Consider the following 24132-nt stretch of genomic DNA (forward strand, 5'->3'; position numbering starts at 1 on the left):
AGCTCGTGCGTCGACTATCCAGCTCCGGTGCCCCGGAGCACCGCCGGAACCGTCCGGGCGAGGATCTTGAGGTCCAGCGCTGTGGACTGGTTCCGTACGTACTCAAGGTCGAGCGCGATCATCTCGTCGAAGGTGAGCGCGCAGCGGCCGGTGACCTGCCACAAGCCGGTGATGCCAGGCAGGGCTGCCAGGCGCTCGAAGTGCCACGGCTCGTAGTGCTCGACCTCATAGGTGGGTACCGGCCGTGGCCCGACGAGGCTCATGTCGCCCTTGAGCACGTTGACGAGTTGCGGCAGTTCGTCGAGGCTGGTTGCCCTCAGGAAGCGCCCGACCCGGGTAACCCGCGGGTCGCCGGTGAGCTTGAAGCCGCCCTTGCCGGGACCACGCCGCACCTGCCCGTTCGCGTAGGCAGCGATGTGTGCCCGGTGGAGCGATTCGTCCGCGTTGTGCACCATCGAGCGGAACTTGTAGAAGCGAAACGGTCGGATCTCCCATGCCCCGGTGGATCCGCGACGGCGCAGGCGCGCGCCGACCCGCTCGTGGGCGAAGATCACCGGTCCCGGAGAGTCCAGCTTGATCGCTAACGCGATCACCACGAGCACCGGCGACAACAGCACCAAGGCGGCACAGGACAGGACGATGTCGATGCAGCGCTTGGTGGCGTAATAGCGCAGTCGCCGTTGATCGATTTGCGTGACAACCACCCGTGGGATCTCCACCGCCTGCTTCGCCTGCTTCATGACTGTGTCCTTCCCCAGGTTCAGCGCGGTGGTCTGGGAGTGCGGCGAGTGATCCTGAGCGTGTGCCATAGTCACTCTTCCCCACGCAGTGACGACTCAGAAGCTTCTTCCGCTACCCGCTGGCGCCGTCGCGCGGACCGCCCGTTCGGGATAGCGACCGGTGCTAGTTGCTCGTGCACGACTGAGCGAGCGCTCGTGCCCACTTCGTAGCTCTCCGCCGGCTCGTCGTCGTCGGCGTCCGCCTGGTTGGCGACGACCCCGACCACGCGTGCCTGGAGCGTTTCGAGCTTGCGGATAGCGGCGATCACGGCCCCCTCGCGGGCGCGCCCGCGCTGGACCACCAGGATGACGCCGTCGACGATTCCGGCCAGGATCGCGGCATCGGCCACCTGTTCGAGTGGTGGCGCGTCGAGGAGGATCAGATCCGCCGTCCCGCGAAGCTCGGTCAGGAGCTGACCCATCCGCTCAGAGCCGAGCAGTTCGGGCGGATAGGCCGGCTCGGGGCCGCTGGTCAGCACCTGGATTCGCGGGATCCTCGTAGTCTGGAGTGCGTCGGCCACCGGCGCCTCGTCGCGCAGCACGCTGGTTAATCCACAGTCGTTCGGCAGTCCGAAGAACTGGTGCTGTCTCGGCGATCGCAGGTCGGCATCGATGATGACAACGCGACGGTTCGCCCCGGCGAGCACGAAGGCGAGGTTCGCCGTCACCGTGGATCGTCCCTCGCCGCGCTGCGAGCTGGTGATCACGATCGCCTTCAGCGGTTGACGGGCGCCCTGGTAAAGCAGATTCGTTCGCAGCCAGCGGAACGCCTCGAGCAAACGGGCGTTCGCCGAGACGAGCAGGATGCGGGCACGTCGCCCGGAACGCGGGATGACAGCGAGGATCGGGACCCGTGCTGTGCGCCGGATGGCCCCCGTGGTATAGAGGCGATCGTCCAAATTCTCGACGAGGAAGGCGAGCCCGACGGCGCCGACGAGGCCGACACCCAGTCCCAGAGCCAGGTTCAGCAACTGGTTGGGCGAGCTCGGGCTCTCGGGGGGTACGGCTGGGTCTGCCAGCACGATCTTGTCGCTACGCGTGGCCTCGGTGACCCGAGCGCGGTCGTACTGCGCCTGCAGCGAGTTGTACTCCTGCTGCCGCATGTCGAGTTCAATCCGGGCAGCAGCGACTTCGGTCGGGTCCGCCTGCGGGTCCGCCGCCAGCGACTCGTACCGGAGTCGGGCTTCGAGCAGCGCCTGCTGGGCCTCCGCGAAGTCCTCTCCCAGGGCCTGGCGCGTTTCGGGATTCTCCTGCTGGGCAGCCTCCACATGGGCCGCCAGTGCCGTCGCGGCAGCGTTGGCGATCGCGGCAGCCATGGCGGGGTCGCGGTGAGCGGCGCTAATATTCAGGAGTTCCGAGTTGGCCGGAGCGGTCCCGGAAATCTCCGGCAGGGAACTAAGCTTCAGCTCCTCCGCCACCTGCTCGCGCACGGAGTGGCTGGTTACCAGCGTCAGGTAGGTGTTGAGCAACCGGTCCGTATAGGTCGGGTCCCGGATTACGTAGTCAATCGAGCCCGACGTCACGGAGACCCGAGCCGTCGCGGTCGCGACGTAGACAGGCGTAACCAGCCGATTCGCGGTGACCGCGACACCCAATGCTGTCAGAACCGTGAGGAGAACGATCCACCTCCGGCGCCACAGGATGGCCGCGTAGGCGCGTAGTTCCATTCCACCACTCTCGTCTAGGGAGGCAGCCACGCGACACCGCGTCGGTCTCCTCCGAGGTTTGGGCTGCTCCCAGACTGTCCCTGTCGCGCCCGTTCGGTCCACCGAGCCACCCCGCGCCGTGAGCGCCGGTGTGGGTGACGTCGCCGCTGCGGCGGAGTGCAGCGTGAGTCCGCTCCGAATAGACCCTTGGGCGGGGGACAGTGACCCGCGCAGCTCCGGTCCTGCGCTGCGCGCTGATCGGGCCGGCGTCGTGAACTCTCCACCGACCGACTAAGGCCCGACCATCGACCGGAGTTTTCGTGTGTCAGTATGGCGGTGTCTAATTAACATGGGGCCTTGAACTGTCCGCGTAGTCGATAACAGTAATGTTACTGACTATCTCTGGGGGCGAGCCTGGGGGAGACGCGTTTGGGCGCGTCGACCCCCGCGGCGGGCCAGACAGTGGACGTCACGTGCGCGGCCCCGGGTGGCAACCGGCCCAGCTAGGCGTAGCGGTAGACGAGGGCCCCTGCACGCGCCACGAGCGGGAGCGGCAAGCGCCGCCACGCAGGCTTCGTTAGCCGCCGCAGTGTGCTGGCACGCGAGCGGGTACTGGGGATGTTCTGAGGCTCCGGCGGGTGACTCTCTCGGTAGCGATACATCGGCCGTGGCTGTCCACCCCACTTGCGCTTGTACCGTGCCAGACCGCTCTCTGGGTGGGCGTCGCCGAGGTCGACGCGACGATATCCCGCCTCCCACGCGGACTGGACGATATGCCACTGGATCAGGTCCTGGCAGTGGAGCTGCCCCGCAATCGGGCTCCGGGCGATGTACTCTCCAAGAACGGTCTGGGAATTGAGGAGGAGGATCTCTCCCCCGATGAGTTCCGTGGCCTCTCCCGTCCGCCGCTCCACCACGAGGAGCTGGAGGAGTCCCGCCGGGCGCAGGTGGTGCCACGCCGCATCAAACAGGCGAAAGGGGAGCGGCGGGGATTCTTTCTCCCGCATCGTAGCCACATACAGGCGATACCATGCGGTGAGATCGTCGAAGCGCTCGGCTTCCCGGAGCCGCAAGCCATATTCTCGTGCCTTCTTTACCCCGCGTTTGATCACACCATGCTTGGCTGAAGGTCCGAAACGGAGAGGCTCTGTGCGCTCCGGAAGGTCGATCACATAGGTCGGACTACCCTCGACCCTGGTGAGGACAGTGCCTCCTGGGTCAATGTCCGGCACCATCGAGTGGAGTACTAGCTGGCGAGCGGGCGGTTCCTGTGCCAACTTGATCGCAGTCTGAATCAGGGCATTCGTGGCTGCAGCACTGGTAGTGAGCGGACCGGCCACGGCCGTGCAGGGGAGCGACCAGAGCTGACGGCCGCGGATCAACCCGCGTCGGTAGACCAACGGCAGCACCCCGTGCAGCCTCCCCTGGTCGTCTTCGCAGGCGAGATGAGCAGGAGGGTAGCCGAACGTGTCGGCGAGAGTTGCGATCCAGGCGGGGTGATGGAACGCCAGCCCGTCCGGATGCGTTGTCACGAACGCCGCCCAGCGGGGGTCCGCCGTGGGGTCGACCAAGTCGACGCGTAGCCGGCCGGGATCGTGTTGGGTCTGCGGGATCGATGCGGTTGCCATGGTTGCCATTCCCAGGTCGTCTCGAGTCGCGTGCCGCCATCGGATGACGCTCACAGATAGTGGGTCACCATGGACCCGATCCACTCGGTCGCGGCCAGTGGGACGTGCTGCCAGCCTGCCTGGCCAAGCCGGGTCAATCGCCGCTGGAGCGAGGCGGGACTGGTGAGCCGGGCGTGCTGTCGGCCCGCTGGGTAGAAGTACCGGTAGACGGGATGCGGCTGCCCGCCCCACTTCCGCTTGTAGCGCACCAAACCCTCCTGACCGGTCGGCACATTTCCCAGGTCGAAGGCGCGGCAACCAGCCTCCCACGCGATGTGAAGCGACTCCCAGTACAAGAGATCGTGGAGGTGAAGCGTGCTCGTCCGGTCACGCTGACCGATGCCTTCGCCAACCGCCGTCTCCGACACCATGAGGGTGATGGCTCCGCCGACCAGCTCGGACGAGCCTCCCGACTGCTGCTCGATCAGAATGAGTCGCAGGAACCCCTTGGGGTGCAGGTGATGCCAGGCAGCGTCGAAGAAACGGAACGGGTTGGGGGGCGACATCTTTCGGCGCATGCCCGCGAGGTAGAGCCGATACCATGCACGCAGGTCATCGATGCTCTTACCCTCCCGCGCCCGGAGGCTGTATTCTTTGGCTTTCTTGACACCGCGCCGGATATCGCTCTGATACCCAGGAGCGCCGATCCGCAACGGGTCGGTGCGGTTTGGCAGGGGTATCATGTACGTCGGGTACCACTCGCAACGCTGCAACGATGGAACGCGCTGATCGAGATCCGGACACAGCGTCTTGAAGTGGAGGTGCTGCCCCACCTCGTACTCGGTGAACTCCACGGCAGCCTGCACCAGGGCGGTGGCCGCCGCATCGCTGGTTGCCAGCGGTCCGGCCAGCGGCGTGTGCGGGAGGGACCAAAGCGCCTTCCCGCGCAGCCATCCATGGCGGTACACGAGCGGGAGAAAACCGCACAGGATTCCCTGGTCGTCCTCGCACGCCAACGCGACCGCCCGGTACCCGAACGTGTCGACCAGCGTTTGGAACCACGCAGGATGGTGGAAGGGAAGGCCGTCCGGGTGGGACTCAACGAACGAGGCCACCCGCGGGTCGGCTGTGTGGTCAACCAGCGTTACTCGCAAGTGTTCCCGTGACAGGGGCGTTTCCAGGAGACTTTCGGTGCGCATGATGTCTTGTCCTTCACCACTCTCACGCACTACAGATACCGGTGGATCCAGCGACCGAGCGGCCTCGTCGCTGCCGGCGGCAGGCGGCGCCAGCACGCAGCCGCAAGCCTGGCCTGCCCCCGAGTGCGCGAGCGCGGACTAGACAGGCGGGTGCCCCAGTCGGTGGGGGGGTGGAAGTAGCGGAAGAGCGGGCATGCGCGCGCGCCCCACACCTCCTTGAACTGTTGGAGTCCTGTCTGGTCGGGCGCGGCACTGCCCAGGTCGTAGCGTCGATAACCGGCCTCCCATGCCTGTTTGATGGCCTGGCCTAGGATCAGGTCGCTCGGGTGGTACTGCCGGGCGTCCACCCGGTCGGCAGCGAACTGATCGGTGACCGTAGTGCTCCCGTGGAGCAAGACGGCTCCGCCGAGGAGTTCTGTGCGTCCGCCCGCTGACCGCTCCGCCAGGAGCAGGCGGAGCAGTCCCTGCGACCGCATGTGGGTCCAGGCAGCCTCGAAAAGGGAGAGTGGGAGTGGTGGGTGGCCGAGGCGGCGGAGCGTTTGGACGTAGAGGTCGTACCACGCGTGGACGTCGGTAACACCTTCGGCGTCGCGAACCCGAACCCCGGCGCGGACCGCCTTGGCTATTCCCCGACGCCGGGACTTGGAAAAGCGAAGGGCTTCCGACCGATCTGGCAGGTCGATGACGTAGTTCGGGTACCAGTCGACGCGTAGGAACGGCACATCGTTGACTGCGAGATCCGGCAGTTCGGAATGGATCTGCAGGCGTTGCCCGGCTGTATCGCCGGCAAGTTCGGCCGCGGTGCGGACCAGCGCCCCTACGGCGGCCCGGCTCCGAGCCAGCGGGCCGGCGATGGGTGTGTATGGTAGAGACCAGAGCTGTCGGCCACGGAGCAGCCCGCGGCGGTAGAAGAGCGGCAGGACTCCGTGTAGCGCGCCATGCTCGTCCTCGCAGGCCAGATGAACGGGGGCGAAGTCGAATGTGTCGGCCAGCGTGGCGAGCCACGCAGGATGATGGAATGCCAGCCCGTTCGGGTGTGATGCCACGAACGCAGCCCACCGGGGATCGGTAGTCGGATCTACCTGCCGCACGCGAAGCGCCGGCGTGCTGACAGGCCTGTGCTCGATTACGGGCTGCATCGACAATCTCCTTTCCCAACCCCGGTGTGACCCTGCTAGCGTGTCTCCCGATTGAGTGTGCACGCCCGATGGACCGTACTGGTGTAGGATCGGGGAATCCCGGCCACCGGGGCCGCACACGCCGCCTTTCTCACAGGTATTGGTAGATCCCCTCGCCGAGATGCTGTGTGACTGTGAGCGGCAGCATCCGCCACGTCGCTTGCGCTGCTGCCCGCATCCGGCCGCGCGACGCCACGACGTCCATGACGACGTCTTTGGGAGCGGGGTAGAAGTAGCGGTAAAGCGGCCGCGGCTCCGCACCCCACTTCAGTTTGAACCGCGCCAGGCCGTCGTCTCCCGGCTCCACTTCGCCCAGGTCGAACCGATGGTGTCCTTGCTCCCATGCCGTGTGGATGGCAGTCCACTGGATCAGGTCGTTGGGGCGTAGCGAGAGCGCGTCCTGACGGTATCCGGTGAAGGCGAACATCGTCGTGCGCGCACAGGGGAAATAGACACATCCGCCCAGCATCTTCGTACCGTCCGGGGTGGGCAGCTCGGCTAACAGGACCGACATCAGCCCCAGGGGTCTGAGCCGCTCCCAGGCAACACTGAAAAAGCGGAACGAGCGCGGCGGCACGCCCAGCCGACGCATGGTCAAGAGGTAGAGGTGGTACCATTCGCGCAGCTCATCCAGCGTGTGGACCTCCCGCGTGACCACCCCGTTCTTGAGCGCCTTCTTGACTGCCCGTTTGATCCGCTCGCGATGGCGGGACGAGAGGAAAGGGGGTGGCTCCGGCGGGCTAGGCAGGTCCACGACGTATGTCGGATCCCACTGGACAGGCGCCAACCCTTCGCCGTCCGCGCACAGGTCGGGCGCGTCTGCCTTGATCATGAGCCCTTGATTGCCGCCACTCCTGGCGCGCTCCACTGTGGCGCGGAGGAGCGCGGCAGTCGCGGTCGGGCTGGTCGTGAGCGGACCGCACACGGGGGTGTGCGGCAGGGACACCAGGCGGCGTCCGCTGATCAGTCCACGCTGCGAGAAGAGCGGTAAGACTCCCAGCAGGTTCCCGCTCGCATCTTCGCAGGCGAGGTGGGCCGGTTGGTAGCCATAGGTCTCTTCGATCACCTGTGACCAGGCTGGATGGTGATACACATGCCCATCAGGATGGGCGGTCACGAAGTCCGCCCACCGGCGGTCCGTCTCCGGGTCGATCTCCACGACGCGGAGGGGTTCTGTCAGGTCGGTGTCTTCACCGACACCAGGCGTGTCTGAACCGGCCGACCGCGCCGGACCGATCAACCCGACATCATCCCTCGCCAGGTGGTTACTCGGCACGGGATTCCTCCAATACTCCACTGGGCGAGACTTCGATCCCTCGAAGTCCCCTCCCGTCGATGATGCCGAGGATCGACTCCCCGGCCGTGACGTGCTCGCCAGGACGGACGGTCACGCGCAGTCCCTCGACTGCGGGCAGCACTAGATCCACCTGTGAACCGAGGCGGATCACGCCGATGCGCTGGCCCAATGAGACCTCCTGGCCTTCGTTCACGAACGACGCGATCTGGCGGACGAGACGCGAAGCGATCTGCACCACTGCGACCTGGAGGTCGCCGTTCTCGATGACAGTGGTGACGCGCTCGTTGGCGAAGATCATGTGCGGGTCCCGCAGCGAGCCGAACAATCCGGGGAAGCGTCGGAGCGACGCGATTCGGCCCGCGATCGGGGCCCGATTCACGTGCACGTCCAGGAAGCTCATCCCGATGCCGATCACGATGGCACTCTGAATCTGCAGCGGGGTTCCAGTCAGTTCGCGCAGGGTGTAGTTCCGGCCGTGCTTGGTGGCCACCGGTAGTTCGCCGTTGGATGAGTGGTGGACGTAGAGCACGGTGCCATCGGCCGGACTGACGATGGCGTCGTCGCGGTCGGGAGCAACGCGCTCCGGATCGCGGTAGAAGCGATAGGCGAGCACCGCAAAGGCCCCCGCGAGCGTCGACGCACCGGTCAGGACGGCGCGAACACGACCGCTGAGCGCGAGGGCTTTGCCGAGCATGGTCACCAGGGTAGCCGACGCGGTCGCCAGTGCCGTGACCGCCGCCGCGGTGCGGCGTAGACCGAGCTGCCACTTCCAGGCCAATGCGAGTGCGGTACCGAGGGCCGCCAGGCCCCCGGCGACGACGTAAGAAAACATGTCTTAGAACCCCCGTTTGATCGCTTCGTACGGGATCAGTGCGAGTTCGAAGATCCCGGGAAGGGGATCCTCGCGCGCGAAGACCGACTCGATGTGGATGCCGCGCAGCGAGCGCAGGTAGGAGCGCAAGGACAGGGTCCCAGCCTTGATCTCGACGGCGCCGGTCGGCAGGTCCGTCACCAGGCGGATCCAACGGATACCCGGCTGGGCACGGCAGGGCTCGACCGGCAGGCCAACCTGGTCGGCGTACAGGAGGTACGGGAAGTCCACCCCCGCCCGTTGCCCGAGGGTGTGGTAGCCCCAGGCACGCGCGTTGATGTCAAGGAGCTTGTACCGCCCGTCGCGCGGATCGAGCTTGTACTCCATCTCCACGAGGCCGTAGAAATTGACGTGGCGCAGGAAGCGCTCGGACAACTCTTCGAGCAGAGGGATATCGACGGTCTCAGCCAGGGTGCTCGCCCGCCCGAACTCCGGCGGGTGCTGGCGCCGCCGCTGGGCGACCATGCTGCCGATCGCCTGCCCGTCCTTGTAGAAGGCGCAGTAGGCGAACTGGTGGCGCCCGTCGCCGGGTATCACTTCCTGCACCATCGCTTCGCCGGGCTCGACCAACGCCGCGGCGCGCTGGAACTTTTCCCGCAACTCCTCGCGGTTGTCCGCTCGCCAGGCTTTCGCCTTCGTCGCGTAGATGAAGTGCTCCTTGATGGCAGGCTTGATTGCGACCGGGAATTCGAGATCCAGCTCGTCGAGCTCACCGACATCTCGGGGACACCAGGTGCGCGGTGCCGGGATGCCGAGTTGACCGGCCATGTCGTAAGTCCGGCGCTTGTCCCAGATCCACTGGACGCTGTCCCAACCAGGGCTCGGCACGCGAAACTGGGTGGCGAGTGTGTCGCGGTAGCGGGCAAAGGCCGCCACGTTCTCATCTCGGGTTGGGTACAGGATCCATCCGTCCAGTCCAAGTCGCCGCCCGACGTCGAGGACCGTGTCGACTGCGCGCTGCTCATCGAGGAGGTCGGGGACGCGGACGTGGTGCGTGGTGTACCGGGAGACCCGGCTGACCGAGATCTCGTCGTCGATAACGCACACCGGGATGCCGCGCCGTCCGAGGCTCCGGACGATGCCGAGCCCAGGGAAGTTCCCGCCGACGACGACGGCACCGACCGTCTCCGTACCCGGGTAGGCACCGAACTGGGTCCAGCGTGGCTCGGTGCGGGCCGGGCTGTCCGCGTCCTGTCGATCGACGGTGCTCGCAGCACCCCGTTCCGACGCTGTGTGCTCCCGAATGGTGCGTTCGGTCACGGCCTGTTCGCCCTTCCAACCTGTTCCTCGCGGCGGTGTCGTGCGATGTGCGAGCCGGGTTAGCGGTGGTCGCTGGCTGCCACCTGCGACTCGGACGCAGCTCGGGTAAAGTCACGGCGATCCCCGAGCAGCGCATCGTGCTCGCGGCTGTAGTACGTGGCGAGAGACTCGTCCTGCGGTCTCGGGGTGATGCGGTCAGCGAGCGGCATCGTTTGCTGGAAAAGCGTCCACCCGTACTCCAACGCACGGGCGTACACGTCTTGGACTTCGTCAAACTCGGGGTAGATGGAGTACTCCACCTGGGCGATGATTGGCCCGTCGTCGATCCCCGGTGTGATCTCGTGGATGGTGACGCCGTGCTTCTGCTCGCCGTTCTTCAGCGCCCAGTTGATTGGCGACACGCCCCGGTAGCGGGGGAGGGGGCCGTTGTGGAGATTCCAAATCCGCTCACACTTGGCGATGAACCACGGGCGGATGATGTGCCCGTAGAAAACCGACATTGCCAGGTCGACGCGCCAGGAGGCGTCGTGCACCCCTTCGATGTCCCGGTAGTGCCCGGAGGAGACGACAGGGACACCGTGCTCGTGTGCCCAGGCCGTCAACGAATCGGTCCAGATCGGCTCGGGAACCACCGGAACGACCTGTGTCAGGTGGTAGTCAGGGCTTCGATGAAACCAGTCGGCGATCCGGATGGCCAGGGTTCCTTTCCCGAGCACGATGACGGTGCGCGGTCGACTGGGCTGCAGGCTCATGGGTGTGGTCCTCACCTTCGGCGCTGGTGACGATCGAGAGGGCATTACCGTTGCCAACACCCGTTTGCGCCGCGATGCCGGCGGCGTGGGTGCTGTCCGTCTACTACCCAGTGAGCCTAGTTGGGCCAGATGAACTCTCGCTTACCGGACATTGCCAACAACCTAACAATTCTTGGATCCCTGGCAAGAACGTGGACACTGCCGCGTCCATACAGGGGATAAGGAGCGCCCAGGGGCGTGAATTGGACGCCATTGGACACTGTCCGGAGGCGTCGAGAGTGATTGCGTGGACTCCACGTGGGTAAACCACGCCGGCGTGGTCGCTCCTCTGGGCACTGGGGAGTCGGTTGCAGGGTGAGTGTCGTCCCGTTCCTGGTGTTCACTCCGACCCCCGAACCGGCCGGCCTTTCCAACCGGATGATGATGGATGTCGCCTCGGATCGCAGGTTCGGGTCGGTGTTCGGTACTGGCGGGCGAACGGCTGCGCTCCACTGAGTTCACCGTGTGGGGATGTTCACAGGGGCGTCCGCTCCAAGCCCCGGAATAGCCACCCGCCTCGAGGGCGCTGCGGAGCCCGGCGATGCACTGACGTTGGGACCGGTCGTCAGGTGCAGGGTTGGGCGTGCGCTGCGGCCCGTGCGTCCCTTCTAGGCGGGCACGGTGGCGGCGCCCGCAGTCACCAAGAGTGGTACCAGCAAGTCAGAGAGGATTGCCTGCACCCGGTGTGCCACGGATACTGACAGAGTGGTCAGCTATTCCCGTGGTCAGTCGCTGGTGCGGAAGCAGATGCGGACTGTTCCGAAACGGAACAGACGCCGCCCCTGTCGATATGGTCGGTGGCCGATCGACTATCCAAAGAGGTTGTTATCTTCAGCGGCTCCGGTGATGCCGGAGCCTAGCGAGACGGAGCCGAGGATGGCGCAGACGATCACTCCGTGCCTGTGGTTCAACGGTCAGGCCGAGGAGGCCACAAACTTCTACCTGTCGGTCTTCCCCAACTCGGAGGTGCTCAACGTCACCCGCTACACCGAGGTGGGACCGGGCGAGCCGGGGTCCGTCGTCACGATCTCCTTCCGGCTCAACGGCCAGGAGTACCTTGCCCTGAATGGTGGGCCGGAGTTCAAGTTCAACGAGGCCGTGTCCTTCATCATCGACTGTGCAACGCAGGAAGAGGTCGACCACTACTGGGAGAAGCTGACCGCTGATGGCGGCGAGCCTGGTCCCTGCGGGTGGCTGAAGGACAAGTTCGGGGTTTCCTGGCAGGTCGTCCCATCGATCCTGGACGAGTACCTCCGGGATGAGGATCGCGAGCGGGCGAACCGCGTCATGGAGACGATGCTCAAGATGTCTAAGCTCGACATCGCCGAGCTCCAGCGCGCATACGAGGGACGTTAGGCCAGGGACTGTGCGGCGGGCGACTCCGCCGCACGGCTCGCTCAACGCGCCCGCCGAGAGCTAGTGCCTCGCTGGGTTCCACCGCAGACGGCGTGACAGCGCGCTGCGGGATCGTACGCCGACGCCCGAAGCGTGGCGCCATGCCGGGCGCTGGGAAGACAACAAGACGGCGACCCAGATGGGTCGCCATCTGTGAACTCTTGCAGCGGGAGCGACGGGATTCGAACCCGCGATCTCAGCCTTGACAGGGCTGCATGTTAGGCCACTACACCACGCCCCCACGCTATCGGTCCATACTTTACCATGTTTTTCGCCGTCGTGCCCGCGCCGGCTGGTTCCTCCGTGGCCATGCGCGAGACTACGATGCCGCATACGATCCGTATGGCACCAGAACCGGACTCTGCGGCAAACAACACAGCGACCCGCGTGGGTCGCCGTGTGAGATGCTGTCTGGCGGAAGCGACGGGATTCGAACCCGCGATCTCAGCCTTGACAGGGCTGCATGTTAGGCCACTACACCACGCCTCCAGGCCAACCGGCCGGTATGGTACCACGGTCCTCCCGAGGTGTCAAGAGAAATCGGCGTCCTGGCGCGGGAACCGGGGAAATGCGCGACCTGGTACGTGGTTGCCGCGGACTCACGATGCAACGGTACGAGCCCGCCCCAGCAGGGCGAGGACGATGTTCGCCTCCTGCCTTCCCACAGCCCCGGAGACGACCAGCGCAGCCGCGTAGGAGAGACTCGCGGCGATCGTTGCCGGGATCGCACCGGCGCGCCAGGTGAGAAGCAACACGGCGCCCATTGCGCACGACGCCAGCGCCGGCCGCACGGCGATGCCGGCCCAGTTGAAATACCCGATGTAGCGCCGCACCGCCACCGCGAGCGTGGCGAAGATGACGACCTCGGTGGCGACCGTCACCGCCGCGGCGGCGTAGATCCCAAAGCGCGGCACCAGCAGGAGGTTGGCGCCAAGATTGAACACCACGGCGGCGGCGAAGGCTCCGGTTATCGTCCGCTGACGGTCCACCGCGATCAAGACGTACTGGGTTACGCCATTGACATAACTCAATGGCAGGAACCAGATGAGGACTCGCAGCGCGCTCGCGGAGTCGGGGAGGAACTCAGCGCCGCCGAGGATGCCGATCAGGAGCGGCGCCAGCGCGACCGTGCCGAGCGTCATTGGCCAGGCGATGATCAGCATGAACTTGGTCGCGAGCCGGTAGCTGTCGATGAGGCGCGTCTGATCGGACGCCGCGTATCGCGACAGGATGGGGAAGACCGCCAGGGTGAAGTAGGTCGGGACCAGGAGAACCGTGTTGATGAACTTGTAAGCGGCGTCGTAGACGCCGAGTGCGTGGTCACCGCGCGCAGCCTGGATGATGAACACGTCGGCCCGGAAGAAGAGGTTCACCAGGAGCGAGTTCAAGAGGAGCGGCCAGGAGACGGTGATCAGCCAGCGCGCCTCGCTCCGGGTGAGTCGCCACACGGGCCGGACTCCGACGTGTCGCAGGGCAACGTGGTAGGCGAGGGTGGACACGGTGGTCGTCACCAACGCGACGAGTGCCAGTCCGACGACACCGAACCCCGCCACCAACGCGGCCAGGCCCAGGCAAACACGGAAAAGATTGGTGGCGACATTGAGCGCAGCGGGCAGCTCCATCCGCTCGTGGGCGTTGAAGATCGAGTTGATCGCCTCCGTGTAGCTGCCGGGGACGAGCGACAGGGTGAGCAGGCCGATCGCAATGGCGCTCGCGCGAGAGAGATCGAACAGGTGCGTGCCGCCGACGGCATACGCGGCGATTGGCGGGACCAGCGCGGCAAGCACGACGATGCGAAGCAGGGTGCTGGCACCCAGCAAGTAGCCCGCGCGATCGGGTGAACGCGCCGCCTCGCGCGTGACAAGGACGCTGAGGCCGAAGTCTGAAATCGTCTTCAGGTAGAGCCAGGTCACGACGGCCACCGCGTACTGCCCATTGGCAGTGGCACCGAGGAGCCTGAGCACGAAGGCGGCGAAGATCAGATCGGCTGCCCGGTTGGCGAGCTGCCCGGCGATCGGGGCGGCGCTGTTCTTGGCCAGTCGCTGGATAGTGTTAGCGGAGATGCGGTCCACGCCGGGGATGCCGAACCGGGCGAGCGCGAAAAGGAGGGTCGCAAAGAGGGCGGCACCCGCCAGGAGCACCGCCGAGGTGTAAGGCCAGGTTACGAGCGCGTCGGTCATCGTTCGGCGTGCATCTCCCGTCGCTACTGGCCGGACGACACACGGTAGGCGATGGCCAGCCCGACGGTCACCATCATGCAGCCGAGCAGGAGGTAGAAGACGAGCGCGATCAGGAGGATCGACCGCTGCGCATTCCTGCTCGGGGGACGGGGCTCATCTTGGACCGCCTCATCGCCCGGCGGCTCGGGCGCTTGATCACTCATCGTTCCGCCATCACTCGTCGATACAGCGCTAGGTGTGCGTCCGCGGCGGCCTCCCAGGTGAACTGTGCGGCACGCGCCCGCCCACGTTGCACAAGGTCTTCACGCAGCGCCGTATCCTCTAGCACGCGGCACATTTGCTCCGCCAGCTTGTCTGCGTCCCCTGCCGGTACCAGCAGGGCGGCGTCGCCCGCGACCTCGGCAAGGGCTCCATGATCGCTGGTGATCACCGCCGCCCCGCTCGCCATCGCCTCAACCACGGGAAGGCCAAACCCCTCGTACCACGAAGGATAGACCAGCGCCGTGCTCCCGGCGTAGAGTCCCGGGAGCAGCCGGTCGTCGATCCGAGACAGCAGGCGGACCGGGAGTCTTCGCGCTGCGGCGTCGATCTCAGCGACGATCGGGTCGGCCAGCCACCCATGCCGCCCGACGATGAGCAGGGAAGCCTCGGGAAAGGCCGCGTACACCTGGGCGAACGCCTCGAGGAGCGTGCGATGGTTCTTGCGTGGCTCGATCGTGCCGACCGTCAGGAAATACGGGCGCCGCACTTCGAGCTTGGCATGGACCCGTCGGATCTCCTCCTGCGATGGGGGATGGAAGCGGGGATCGACCCCATTGGGGATGACGGTGATGCGCTCCCGCGGTGCGCTGTAGTGCTCGACCAGGTCGGAGGCGGTCGTCTCGGAGACGGCGACGATCCCCGCAGCGCGCTCGAGTGCGCGGGGCACGGCCTGCATCAGGTAACGGCGCAGGGCAGGGTGCGCGTACTCGGGCGTGACGATGTAGCTCAGATCGTGGATCGTGACGACTGCCGGTGCGCTAGTTGGCGGGATGACGAAGTCGGGACCGTGAACGACGTCGACTGACCCGATCAGGTGCTCGAGCCGGAACGGGGCGTGCAACCGGTGCCAGGCGCCCGTCAGCACACGCTCGGGCAGGGGCACACGCCGAAGCTGCACACGATCGTTAGCCAACGAGGGTGGATCTTCCGGCTCGGCATCCCGCGTATGCCAGAGGACAAGCTCTTCGCCATCACTGAGGCGCCCCGCGAGGGCGCTGACCAGGCTCCGCGTATAGCGTCCGATTCCCGCTCCCTGCCTGATGGCGGGGGTGTAGTCGATCGCGATCCTCATACCTGCCTCACCGCCACCGCCAGCGGGTGATGAGATAGAGAACCGCCCCGACGGCGATGACGCTCCAATACGCCACGACCCGGTCGAGGAGCGCCACCGACGCGGCGGTCTGGTGGAACACCCCGAACAGGGTCAACGCACCCACGATACCCAACTCTACGAATCCCAGACCAGCGGGTGTGACCGGGACGACGGTCAGCAGGCTGGCGAGCAGCGCCACGAACAGGGCGGCAGCGAGCGAGATGCCCGCGCCGACAGACATGCTGACGAAATACAGGCGCACGCCTTCCAGCAGCCAGATGATCGCGGTGAGACCCAATACCGTCGGGACGCTGCCAAAGGAGCCGATCACACCTTCCTCGACACGGACGTAGTGGTGCCGGATGCGGGTGGGCACCAGCCTGCGGAGCAAATGTCGGAATCGCATGATGATGAGGAGTCCGGTGACGACGACCACAGCCAACCCGGAGGCGAAGAGCATCCATGACGTGATGTTGCGCGGCAGGCGGCTCCCAAACACGATGAAGCCGGATCCGACGAGCAACGCCGCCAGTGTCGCCAGATCGACCAGCCGCTCCGCGAAGATGGTCCCGAGCGTGCCACTGAACGACGTGCGTGCTCGCTGCTTGAGCAAGAAGCCGCGGTAAGCATCCCCGAGCTTGGCCGGCACGATGCAGTTGGCGAACCAGGAGAGGACGAAGATCGCGCTGAGGCCGGGTAGCCCCGGCAGCGATTGGCCGTCCGGTGGGCGAATATCCGCGCTCTCCAGCAGGGAACGCCATCGTGCCGCGCGGAAGCCGAAGGCGCCGTAGTACGACGCGAAGGCAAGCCCGAGGTAGAGCGGGTTCGCGTGTCGCATCTCGCTCAGGACCGCACGAAGGTTGAGGTCGAAGCGAGTGAGCATGAAGGCGACAATGGCGGCGGCGAGTCCAAACGAGACGAGCGTCTGTGGGCGGAGCACCCGCCGGAGGAGCGAGACATCGCTCCAGCCGTTGTCGTCGGTTGGTGCGCCGTCCCCGGGGGTGGCGCCGTTTAGGTCGGCGGCCGTTATAGGGGCGGGTGCGTGCTCCTGGTGTGTCTCATCGAGTCTTGGTGATGTCCTCACGCGCTGTTCGTTCCCTCTCGCGCCCGCGTGACGCCCCTCCACGGTGGATTGTAGAGGGCGAGCACCGCGAGCGCCCAGATTGCAGCGAGCTGGATGCCAAGGCTCAAGACATGCAGGTTCTCCACGACATTGTGCACCATCAGGGCCACCGTCACGCCGACCGCGCCCAGGCCGACCGCTCGGCTCAGGGCGTCCTGTGTTGTCCGGGCCGCCCGTAGCGCTACCGCCAGGGCGGTTCCGATCAGCCAGAGATAGGCGGCGAGGCCGAGCGTGCCGGTCTCCGCGGCGGTGTGGATGTAGTAGTTGTGCGCGTGTCCCGCGGAGTTGGGGAAGCCGGGATGAATCTGGAACTCGCGGAATCGGGCGTTGTAGTTCCCGACACCGACGCCGAGGAGTGGCTCGGCCTGGAACATGGCGATCCCTGTCTGCCAGTGGGCCATGCGTTCCACGGAGGCAAAGTTCTCCGCCGTGACGATCACCTGGCGCGAATCGAAGAGCCGGACCTGGCTAACAAGTTGCTCGTAACGCGCTTGCACCGCCTCAGGCGCGTACCGCATGCCACCCGCGAACAGCGCAACGGCCACGGCGCCGGCGATCGCTACGCGGGCGATCGGCAGCCCCCTTGCTGAGACGAGCAGCATGGCGAGCAGTCCTGCCGCGGTGCCGAGCCACGCACCGCGGGAGAAGCTGAGCACGATACCGACCAGGCCGGCCAGCGTACACCCCGCCATCCAGAGGGAGAATCCGGACCACCGAATCAGGGAGGCACGCTCGGCTCGGCTCGCGAGCATCCCGTGCAACCGGGACTGTCGGTAGGTGTGGAACTGCTGGACGACCTGACCGATACCCCACCCGGCGAGCACCAGGAGCATGGGCACGCTCAGTTCAAGGTAGGCCGCATAGGTGTTGGGCTTACCGAAACTGCCGTAGGCGCGGGAGAGCCCACTTCCGGCGGCGAAGCTCTCAGGCCCCAGCTCAAGGAGCGACTGGATCACACCCGACGTCGCCTGCCAGAGCACCCCAGCACCGATGGCGATCGGGATGGCCAGCGCGGCCCGTCGTGATCGCACCACGTGCAGGACCAGCAGGAAGGTGAAGAGCGGTGTCGACCAGCGGTAGATCTCGGCGATGGCGGGGCGAAGGTACTGGGCGTCATGCATCGACGCCACCATCACCAGCAGGTACGCGCTGTACGGCACCAAGATGCTCGACCATCGGATGGTCTCACGCCGGGTAACCAGGTGGATGGCGAGCGCACCCATGGCCGCGCCCAGCGCGACCTTCGTGGCGGTCCATTCGACGCCGCCCGCACTGATCGCCCCGGTTGCCTGCACCGGGACCGATGCGACGAGGAAGACCGCCGCGGCGGCGGGAACTAGCAGGTAGAAGAGCCCTGCCGCGACCGCAGGGATTGCCAGCAAGTCGAACGGTCGGGGCAGTACCAGGATGGCCAGGACTGCCGTGACGGCGAGCACCCAGCCAATCAGCGTCGGGGCCGGCAGACCGGGGAGCGGTTTAGCCGTCGAGAATCGCACGTGGGTCCTGCCCTACGTAGCGGCGAAAGTAGGCGATCGTCTCCCGCAGGCCGTCGTCGATCGACACGGTTGGTTCCCAGCCTAGCAGGGTGCGCGCCCGGGTGATGTCAGGGCAGCGGCGCTCAGGATCGTCCGGCCGTTTTTCCAGGAACTCCACCTCGGACGGGGAGTCGCACAAATCCAGGATGATCTGCGCGAGTTCCAGCACCGTCCGCTCATCCGGGTTCCCCAGATTGATGACCTGCCCGCGAGCCTCATCGCGCTCCATCGCCAGGATCAGGCCGCGGACGAGGTCGCTGACGTAGCACAGCGATCGGGTCTGTGATCCGTCTCCAAAGATCGGGAGTGGTTCGCCCCGGAGAGCGCGCATGATGAAGTTGGGCACCACGCGGCCGTCCTGCGGGTCGTTGCGCGGGCCGTAAGTGTTGAAGATGCGAACGATGCGCGCGTCCAGGTCGTAGCGCCGGATGAACTCCATGGTGATCGACTCGCCGAAGCGCTTGCTCTCGTCGTAGCAACTGCGCGGCCCGATCGGATTCACGTTGCCCCAGTACGTCTCGGGCTGTGGGTGGACTAGCGGGTCGCCGTAGGCTTCCGACGTCGAGGTGAAGAGCAAGCGCGCGCCGCTGCGCTGAGCGAGACGGAGCAGGTTCAGTGTCCCGACCGAGTTCACCAGGTGGGTCTCGATCGGGTGTCGCATGTAGCCCTCGGGACTGGCCGGACTGGCCAGATGATAGATCTGGTCGGCTTCGATGTCGAGCGGCTCGATGACGTCATGCTCGACCAGGGTGAACCGCGGATGCTCCATCAGGTGGGCGACGTTTGCCCGGCGTCCGGTGATGAAGTTGTCGACGGCGATCACGTCGTGGCCGGCTGCCAGGAGCGCGTCACAGAGATGAGACCCGATGAAGCCGGCGCCGCCGGTGACAAGTATGCGCACGCGATGCCTCCTTAGCCGGTATCACCGCCGGTTCGACCGACCTCAAGGTCGATGATCGCAGTCACGAGCCAGAAGGCAAGCGCCAGACCAGGAAGGAAGTAGCCGTTGTCAACCAGCCCGTGGGTAGCGCCGGCAACGAGTGCGCCCAGAGCACCAAGTCCGAGCCGGCTCTGCTGGCCGACGATGCGGTGAACTCGGCGGACGAGCACCACGGCGTAGGCTGCGGCTACGCCAAGGCCCATTATACCGAGCCGAAGCCAGAGGTCGAGGACAATATTGTGAGGGTGCGAGGTGAACCGCTCCGGCCAGGCTTCGGGCGACACGTATCGCGGGGCGTACTGGTAGAGGAACTGGTCCAGCCCGACTCCCGTGATGGGATGGTCTCGGATCATCGCCAGCGACGACTGCCAGATCGCGAGCCGGAGCGAGCCACTCCCACCTGAGAAGAGGCTTAGCAGCCGCTCGCCCGCTACCAGAACCAGCGCACCACCCAGGACCACGGCGCCAAGGACCAGCGCTCCGGCCATCCGCCGGCGTCCCGCCAACCAGGCGACGACAAGCAGGCCGGCCCCGGCACCCAGGTAGGCACCGCGGGAAAAGGTGAGCAACAGGCCCGCCGCACAGAGCGCCGCTAATGCCAGCCCGCGGAGGTCCAAGCGCGACCTGAACGCGATCCCGAGCGCAACTGCGAATGGGACAACCCGCTCCAGATAAAGCCCCAGGGCATTGGGATGCGGGTAGGTGCCGCTGATGCGCACGACGCCCTCGACCGCCAGTCCACTCCCCCCTAGCCCGGCTACGACGGCATACATGGCAGCCAGAGCGGCCGCACCGGCATACAGCCAGGCGGTGAGCCAACGGTCGGACCGGTCGGTGAGGTACCAGCGCAGGAGGAAGGCGAACACGACCGGCTCCAGGATGACCCAGCGGTACTCGCGCAGGCTCTCGGCACGGTGGCTCGGGTCAGCGACGGTGAAGAGCGACAGGGTGCCGACTACCAGCAGCGCGATCGCCACCGGACCGAAGCCGGTCAAGGCGAGGGTACGTGCGCGTCCCATCGCGTACCGGACGGCGGGAATACCGCTACGGAGTAGAGCGAAACCGGCACGCAGGGCAATGCCTCCGAGCGCCGCCACAAGCAGGACCTCGGCGGGATTGAACCGCAGTGCGCCGAACGGAACGGGAACATCGATCAGCGCGAGGGCCGCCGCGATGCTGGCGAGCACGCCAGGCGGATGGATCGCCGCGACGCCTACAGCCACTGACAACAACGCGGCGACGACCGGCATCGGTGGCTTGGCATACAGCCCGGCCACGGCCAACGCGGCCACAGCACTCGCGCCCCAGGAGGGAACCGGGTACCTTCTCTCGGCCGCCTGGCCCAACTCCGACGCCCGGGTGGCCTTCATCGGCGGCCTCCACTTGGGGATTCGGCCCGTGCCGCGGGTGCCCAGCCGAGCCGGTGGACCGCCTCCCAAGCAAGTCCTCGCAGCGCCACGACGAGAAGCAACAGCACCCCGCCGTAGAAGAGCGCGAAGGCCCAGGGAAAGGGCGTCTGCGCCTCGACGATGATAGCGGAGATGGCGAGCTGTCCCTGGGAGCCGTTGGTGATGGTCAGGTCGTGCTCGCCGTGGGCGAGCCCGCTGACGACGACGATGTCGCGGTCCGCGGCCTTGCTGGCCCGCAGGCGCACGAAGCTGCCAAGTTCGTCACGCTCCAGATCCGGCACCGGTTCGCCGTCCACGGTGATGTAGGCGCGGCTTGATTCGGGACCGACGCGCGCGGTCAGGAGCACCTGTGTGCCGTGGATGCGGAGGCGGGCGGCGGCACCGGGCTGGTCGGTCACGACGCTGGTGACATCGCCCAGTGGCTGGGTGTACCAGTCGCCCACCAGTTCGACAGGGGCGTCGACGACACGGTGCTCCCCCGGGGCGAGGATCCCGGCGCTCGCCGCGCGCTCGGGCCCGGGCACGCGGATGGAAGGCAGTGTTGCTTCGAGGTGGATGCCCCACAGGAGCGCAAGGAGCAGCACGGGCACGGCCGTGGCAAGCCGCCTGGCGGTGAGGCCCGGACGGGGACTCCGCGGTGGGAAGCCGCGCGTCGGTTGAATGTCCTCGGCGTGATCGATCATCATGGGCGTCGTCTCATCAAAATGCCGGCGGCGGCGACTCCCGCGAGCCCCGCGAGCGCGTACGCGCCGAACTGAGTATAGGTCCGGCGGTACGCGACGGCGACGCCGTCGATTGCCAGCTCCGAGGCGGAGCCGAGGGTGAGCCGTACCCGGTGCTCAGCCTGGGGCCGATCGCTGCCGAGGCCGGAGACAATGGGGATCTCGCGCGTGCCTACCGGGAGGGAACTCAGGTCGATGTAGGCGCGGCCGGCGCTGTCGCGCTGGATGCCTGCCCCCGAGGCCGGACGTCCGTCGACCTCCACGTACAGGCGCCCACGCGGCGCAACGGGCGGGAGCAGCAGTGTCACCTCCGAACCGGAGAAGCGAAGCTCGATCGCGGCGCCGGGCTGATCCGACCGGATGTACTGTCCGCCCATGGCCCGTTGGTCGCTGACCCGCGGCCAGGTACCGAAGGCGACGATCGGCGCCTCCATCTCCCCGTAGATCCCGGGCAGGGCGAGCTGCCGGGCGGTCGCATCGCGCTGGACCGTGAGGTACGCCCGGCGCGGTGTGAACTCGACATCGACGATACGGAAGTAGTACAGCGGGTCACTCGGCGGGATGTTCCCGATCTGGCGGAAGTACCAGATGCTGACTGTCCCGACCCACGGGAGGTTCTCGCGCATCCACGCGATCCCCTCGGGGGTCCACGCCGCCTGCTGGTCTTCGGTTACTCGTCGCCAGACGAGCTGGTCCGCATCCATCGTGTCCGGTGCCGCGTTCCACCCGTATTCGTTGAGCCAAACTGCCTTGTGCTCGTCACCAAACTCAACCATGACTTCCCGCAGGAGCTCAATCCGGCGGACGTTGATCCGGTCGGGATGCGGCTCGGCTGTCGGAGGCTGGTCCAGGCCGTAAGCGGAGGCGGACATGATATCGAAGTAGGCGCCCGCGCCGAGGCGGTAGAGTTCCCGCCAGTAGTCCAGTTCTGGCATCGCGCGGTCGGAATGCTCGGTCGTCATCGCCATCGGCGCGCTGAGGATCACGACATTGGGATCTACCGCCTTCGCACGCCGGTACGCCGCTTCAAGGAGCCGTGCGTAGCCGGCAGGATCGACCCGGCCGCCCCACTCGACCGCGAGATTCGGCTCGTTCCAAATTTGGATGAACTGGACCCGGCCACGGTAGCGCTGGACGAAGGTCGCGACAAAGTTGGCGAAGTCCTCCGGGTCCGTCGGCGGGGTATTCGGCGTCGTGTCGGGTGGACGTGCCCAGGCGGGCGTATGGTCGAGCCGGGCGATAATTCGGACGCCGTAACGCTCGGCGAGGGCAACGATCTCGTCGTACTTCTTCCAGGCGTCCTGTTGCCACTTTTCGTCCCAGTGGCTGCCACGGGCAGGCTCGATCTCGCTCCAAAGGAATCCCTGCTTGATCCACCCGATGCCCGCCGCCGCGATCATCTCCATCGTCTTCTCGCGCTTCCACGGCTCGACATCGTCGGCGAGGAAGGTGTTGACCCCGTAGGGATTGACCTGCGCGAAGGTGATCGTCTGGATCGGCGTGGGTCGCTCCCGGACCGGTGCCCAGGGCGCGCGGACGTAGATGTTCCACGCCTCTAGACCGAGGCTGGCGATGAGGAGGAATAGCGCGGCAATCGTGCCGGCGCAGGACCGGCGCGTGGTTCGAACGCCCGCCCGGATGTCTTGCTGTGGGGCTACTGTGTGGCTCATGTGCCTCGCGTCCCAGGTCGCCGAGCACGCGCGGGCTGACCACGCATTCCCTGGCACCGGGCCGCCCCGGCACGGCTCGGAGTGGCGGCAGACGCGCGCCCGATTATAGCAGTCGCCCCCTTGCGAGGACGGCGCCGGGCCGCTGGACGGCGGGTACAATGGCCGTGCAAGCGGGATCGGAACGGAGGAGGGTGCCATGGCGGACGAGCCGCGCGCAGTAGTCGGGGTGATCGGCGGGAGTGGGCTCTACAAGATGCCGTATCTCACCGACGTGGAGGAGGTAGAGATCAACACGCCCTTTGGACCGCCGAGCGCTCCGCTGGCGATTGGGACACTGGCGGGGGTACGCGTCGCCTTCCTGCCGCGCCACGGACGGCATCATGAGTACCACCCGTCGCGGGTTCCGGCGCGGGCCAACTTCTGGGCGCTGAAGGCGGTCGGGGTTCGTCGCGTTATCTCCGTGAGCGCGGTGGGCAGCCTGCGCGAAGATATCCACCCGCTCGACCTGGTCGTACCGGATCAGGTCGTCGATCGGACCGTTGATCGTCCCCGGACCTTCTTCGATACGGCCCCTGTGGTTCACGTCGAGCTGGCCGACCCATTCTGCCCGGAGGTGCGCGCGGCGCTCATCACGGCCGCAAACTCGGTGGCGCCCCGCGTCCACTCAAGCGGTACCTACCTCTGCATCGAAGGACCGCAGTTCTCGACCCGCGCGGAGTCGGAGCTCCACCGGCGTTGGGGAATGGATCTGGTCGGCATGACGGCGATGCCGGAGGTGCGCCTGGCGCGCGAGGCGGAGTTGTGCTTTGGGATCCTGGCGCTGGTGACCGATTACGACGTGTGGCACGAGAGCGCTGAGGACGTCAGCGTGGCGCAGGTGATCCAGAACCTGCACCAGAACGTCGAGACGGCTCAAGCGGTCTTGCGCGCCGTGATCCCCTCGCTTGCAAAGGAACCCGCGTGCACGTGCGGTACGGCGCTAAGAAACGCCATCGCGACGGCACCGGAAGCCGTCCTTCCGGCCACGCGGGAACGCCTCTCGCTCCTCCTCGGCCGGTACCTCCCCCTGGAGCCGACCGGTTGACCGGGTGTCCCAGCGTGTAAGATTCCGGGCTGCAGCCACCCCGAGGCAGTGGCCGGGTGGCGCGTCGGTCGGTCTGACGGGAAGGGTTCTGC

Annotated in this window: 20 protein-coding genes and 2 tRNA genes; 2 read left to right on the top strand and 20 right to left on the bottom strand. The window is 66.5% G+C overall.

Features of this window, described 5'->3' with window-relative positions; all coding sequences use genetic code 11:
• Nucleotides 1-14: 14 nt before the first annotated feature.
• The 9 genes from STHE_RS05730 to STHE_RS05770 form a co-directional block, all read right to left on the bottom strand.
• Nucleotides 15-740, bottom strand: coding sequence for a sugar transferase (locus STHE_RS05730; RefSeq protein ID WP_041399620.1), 726 nt, complete (start codon nucleotides 738-740; stop codon nucleotides 15-17).
• Between the two features lie 71 nt (nucleotides 741-811).
• A complete protein-coding gene (locus STHE_RS17840; protein WP_012871626.1) occupies nucleotides 812-2446 on the bottom strand; it encodes a tyrosine-protein kinase domain-containing protein in 1635 nt (544 codons plus the stop codon).
• Nucleotides 2447-2928: 482 nt separating this feature from the next.
• Entirely contained in the window at nucleotides 2929-4053 is a 1125-nt protein-coding gene (locus tag STHE_RS05740) for a GNAT family N-acetyltransferase (RefSeq protein ID WP_012871627.1), read from the bottom strand.
• 50 nt (nucleotides 4054-4103) lie between these two features.
• Entirely contained in the window at nucleotides 4104-5231 is a 1128-nt protein-coding gene (locus STHE_RS05745) for a GNAT family N-acetyltransferase (protein ID WP_012871628.1), read from the bottom strand.
• 29 nt (nucleotides 5232-5260) lie between these two features.
• Nucleotides 5261-6370, bottom strand: coding sequence for a lipid II:glycine glycyltransferase FemX (locus STHE_RS05750; RefSeq protein WP_012871629.1), 1110 nt, complete (start codon nucleotides 6368-6370; stop codon nucleotides 5261-5263).
• A 130-nt stretch (nucleotides 6371-6500) separates the two neighbouring features.
• Entirely contained in the window at nucleotides 6501-7685 is a 1185-nt protein-coding gene (locus tag STHE_RS05755; protein WP_012871630.1) for a lipid II:glycine glycyltransferase FemX, read from the bottom strand.
• Nucleotides 7675-8538, bottom strand: coding sequence for a phosphatidylserine decarboxylase (locus STHE_RS17845; RefSeq protein ID WP_012871631.1), 864 nt, complete (start codon nucleotides 8536-8538; stop codon nucleotides 7675-7677). The genes STHE_RS05755 and STHE_RS17845 overlap by 11 nt, the downstream gene beginning before the upstream one ends.
• 3 nt (nucleotides 8539-8541) lie before the next feature.
• Entirely contained in the window at nucleotides 8542-9837 is a 1296-nt protein-coding gene (locus STHE_RS05765) for a carboxylate--amine ligase (RefSeq protein WP_012871632.1), read from the bottom strand.
• A gap of 59 nt (nucleotides 9838-9896) precedes the next feature.
• Nucleotides 9897-10589, bottom strand: coding sequence for a formyl transferase (locus tag STHE_RS05770; RefSeq protein WP_012871633.1), 693 nt, complete (start codon nucleotides 10587-10589; stop codon nucleotides 9897-9899).
• A gap of 915 nt (nucleotides 10590-11504) precedes the next feature.
• Here STHE_RS05770 and STHE_RS05775 point away from each other — a divergent pair.
• Nucleotides 11505-11984 (top strand): VOC family protein, encoded by a 480-nt coding sequence (locus STHE_RS05775; RefSeq protein ID WP_012871634.1) that lies wholly within the window; start codon nucleotides 11505-11507, stop codon nucleotides 11982-11984.
• A 206-nt stretch (nucleotides 11985-12190) separates the two neighbouring features.
• Here the strand turns inward: STHE_RS05775 and STHE_RS05780 are convergent.
• From STHE_RS05780 to STHE_RS17850, 11 genes are all read right to left on the bottom strand, one after another.
• Nucleotides 12191-12264: transfer RNA gene (locus STHE_RS05780), tRNA-Asp, on the bottom strand.
• A gap of 171 nt (nucleotides 12265-12435) precedes the next feature.
• A tRNA-Asp gene (locus STHE_RS05785) sits at nucleotides 12436-12512 on the bottom strand.
• Between the two features lie 110 nt (nucleotides 12513-12622).
• Nucleotides 12623-14203, bottom strand: a complete 1581-nt coding sequence (locus STHE_RS05790; RefSeq protein WP_012871635.1) for a flippase — start codon at nucleotides 14201-14203, stop codon at nucleotides 12623-12625.
• A 23-nt stretch (nucleotides 14204-14226) separates the two neighbouring features.
• Complete coding sequence (locus tag STHE_RS05795) at nucleotides 14227-14406, bottom strand: hypothetical protein (protein WP_012871636.1); 180 nt, start codon at nucleotides 14404-14406, stop codon at nucleotides 14227-14229.
• Nucleotides 14403-15536, bottom strand: a complete 1134-nt coding sequence (locus STHE_RS05800; RefSeq protein ID WP_012871637.1) for a glycosyltransferase family 4 protein — start codon at nucleotides 15534-15536, stop codon at nucleotides 14403-14405. The genes STHE_RS05795 and STHE_RS05800 overlap by 4 nt, the downstream gene beginning before the upstream one ends.
• Before the next feature lie 7 nt (nucleotides 15537-15543).
• Nucleotides 15544-16497 carry a lysylphosphatidylglycerol synthase transmembrane domain-containing protein gene (locus STHE_RS05805; protein ID WP_052295266.1) on the bottom strand — a complete coding sequence of 318 codons (954 nt, stop codon included), beginning with the start codon at nucleotides 16495-16497 and terminating at the stop codon, nucleotides 15544-15546.
• A gap of 140 nt (nucleotides 16498-16637) precedes the next feature.
• Nucleotides 16638-18176 carry an O-antigen ligase family protein gene (locus STHE_RS05810; protein WP_012871639.1) on the bottom strand — a complete coding sequence of 513 codons (1539 nt, stop codon included), beginning with the start codon at nucleotides 18174-18176 and terminating at the stop codon, nucleotides 16638-16640.
• Nucleotides 18157-19116, bottom strand: a complete 960-nt coding sequence (locus STHE_RS05815) for a UDP-glucuronic acid decarboxylase family protein (protein WP_012871640.1) — start codon at nucleotides 19114-19116, stop codon at nucleotides 18157-18159. The genes STHE_RS05810 and STHE_RS05815 overlap by 20 nt, the downstream gene beginning before the upstream one ends.
• 11 nt (nucleotides 19117-19127) lie before the next feature.
• Entirely contained in the window at nucleotides 19128-20525 is a 1398-nt protein-coding gene (locus STHE_RS05820; RefSeq protein ID WP_012871641.1) for an O-antigen ligase family protein, read from the bottom strand.
• Nucleotides 20522-21250 carry a hypothetical protein gene (locus STHE_RS05825; RefSeq protein WP_012871642.1) on the bottom strand — a complete coding sequence of 243 codons (729 nt, stop codon included), beginning with the start codon at nucleotides 21248-21250 and terminating at the stop codon, nucleotides 20522-20524. Before STHE_RS05825 ends, STHE_RS05820 begins: the two co-directional genes overlap by 4 nt.
• A complete protein-coding gene (locus tag STHE_RS17850) occupies nucleotides 21247-22956 on the bottom strand; it encodes a cellulase family glycosylhydrolase (protein WP_012871643.1) in 1710 nt (569 codons plus the stop codon). Before STHE_RS17850 ends, STHE_RS05825 begins: the two co-directional genes overlap by 4 nt.
• A gap of 196 nt (nucleotides 22957-23152) precedes the next feature.
• On the opposite strand from STHE_RS17850, the gene mtnP reads away from it, so the two are divergent.
• Nucleotides 23153-24040: an S-methyl-5'-thioadenosine phosphorylase gene (gene mtnP, locus STHE_RS05835; protein WP_012871644.1), complete on the top strand. Its 888-nt coding sequence runs from the start codon at nucleotides 23153-23155 to the stop codon at nucleotides 24038-24040.
• Nucleotides 24041-24132 lie beyond the last annotated feature (92 nt).

Origin of the sequence: Sphaerobacter thermophilus DSM 20745, assembly GCF_000024985.1 — a bacterium.
Lineage (GTDB): Bacteria > Chloroflexota > Chloroflexia > Thermomicrobiales > Thermomicrobiaceae > Sphaerobacter > Sphaerobacter thermophilus.

Bases quoted from the DNA above. Each gene is read 5' to 3' on its own strand.
- mtnP (WP_012871644.1), top strand. From the start codon at position 23,153: ATGGCGGACGAGCCGCGCGCAGTAGTCGGGGTGATCGGCGGGAGTGGG.
- STHE_RS05820 (WP_012871641.1), bottom strand. From the start codon at position 20,525: ATGAAGGCCACCCGGGCGTCGGAGTTGGGCCAGGCGGCCGAGAGAAGG.
- STHE_RS05740 (WP_012871627.1), bottom strand. From the start codon at position 4,053: ATGGCAACCGCATCGATCCCGCAGACCCAACACGATCCCGGCCGGCTA.
- STHE_RS05750 (WP_012871629.1), bottom strand. From the start codon at position 6,370: ATGCAGCCCGTAATCGAGCACAGGCCTGTCAGCACGCCGGCGCTTCGC.
- STHE_RS17850 (WP_012871643.1), bottom strand. From the start codon at position 22,956: ATGAGCCACACAGTAGCCCCACAGCAAGACATCCGGGCGGGCGTTCGA.
- STHE_RS05770 (WP_012871633.1), bottom strand. From the start codon at position 10,589: ATGAGCCTGCAGCCCAGTCGACCGCGCACCGTCATCGTGCTCGGGAAA.
- STHE_RS05825 (WP_012871642.1), bottom strand. From the start codon at position 21,250: ATGATGATCGATCACGCCGAGGACATTCAACCGACGCGCGGCTTCCCA.
- STHE_RS05745 (WP_012871628.1), bottom strand. From the start codon at position 5,231: ATGCGCACCGAAAGTCTCCTGGAAACGCCCCTGTCACGGGAACACTTG.
- STHE_RS05730 (WP_041399620.1), bottom strand. From the start codon at position 740: ATGAAGCAGGCGAAGCAGGCGGTGGAGATCCCACGGGTGGTTGTCACG.
- STHE_RS05775 (WP_012871634.1), top strand. From the start codon at position 11,505: ATGGCGCAGACGATCACTCCGTGCCTGTGGTTCAACGGTCAGGCCGAG.
- STHE_RS05790 (WP_012871635.1), bottom strand. From the start codon at position 14,203: ATGACCGACGCGCTCGTAACCTGGCCTTACACCTCGGCGGTGCTCCTG.
- STHE_RS05800 (WP_012871637.1), bottom strand. From the start codon at position 15,536: ATGAGGATCGCGATCGACTACACCCCCGCCATCAGGCAGGGAGCGGGA.
- STHE_RS17845 (WP_012871631.1), bottom strand. From the start codon at position 8,538: ATGTTTTCTTACGTCGTCGCCGGGGGCCTGGCGGCCCTCGGTACCGCA.
- STHE_RS17840 (WP_012871626.1), bottom strand. From the start codon at position 2,446: ATGGAACTACGCGCCTACGCGGCCATCCTGTGGCGCCGGAGGTGGATC.
- STHE_RS05795 (WP_012871636.1), bottom strand. From the start codon at position 14,406: ATGAGTGATCAAGCGCCCGAGCCGCCGGGCGATGAGGCGGTCCAAGAT.